The organism is Streptomyces sp. NRRL F-5122, assembly GCF_001507435.1.
Taxonomy (GTDB): Bacteria; Actinomycetota; Actinomycetes; order Streptomycetales; family Streptomycetaceae; genus Streptomyces; species Streptomyces lannensis.
This window is the reverse complement of the sequence record NZ_LMWH01000123.1, coordinates 1-516: the sequence shown is the minus strand read 5'-3', so window position 1 is coordinate 516 and position 516 is coordinate 1. Positions and strand designations below refer to the sequence as shown.

The window sequence follows — 516 nt, the reverse complement described above, 5'->3', positions numbered from 1 at the left end:
CGACCCGAGAGGCGGGGCATGAGCCGCCTGCGCAGTGGCCCGAAAGTGGAGATCACCGGGGCGGCGTGGGCGACGGCCAGAGTGGGCAGGGCCGCCAGTACGCCGGTGCGAACCAGTCGGGTGGCGGTCACGAGTGATGTCCTTCAGATCGGTGGCCGGGAGAGAGGTCGTCCAGGTCGAGGCTGTGGCCGATGGTGTGCACGAGGTCGGGGGCGTCGTGCGTCGTCGCGAATCCGGTTCCCACGGCGCACGCCCATACCGCGCCCGCGAGGGCTGCGGTGGTGACGCGTGGGCGCAGCGCGAGACGTCGACGTGCGAGAGGCCGGCAGTGGTGGCGTGAGGGCGGTGCGGAGCTTTGCGGGGAAATCCCCGAGAAGCACAAGCGGGCGATCTCGGCCGCCGGTCCCTCACCCGGCGCCCTCGCGAACAGGTCGAGACCCACTTCGCGTTGCTGCTGCCCCAGCGATCCGTCGATGAGGTCGCAGAGCACCTCCTTGAGGTCGTCGGCGTTGCGGA

The 516-nt window shown here is 70.9% G+C and carries 1 pseudogene; it reads right to left on the bottom strand.

The window, feature by feature from the left end:
- Positions 1-127: 127 nt before the first annotated feature.
- A pseudogene (locus ADL25_RS15505) lies at positions 128-516 on the bottom strand (UDP-N-acetylglucosamine--N-acetylglucosamine transferase); the annotation flags it as partial.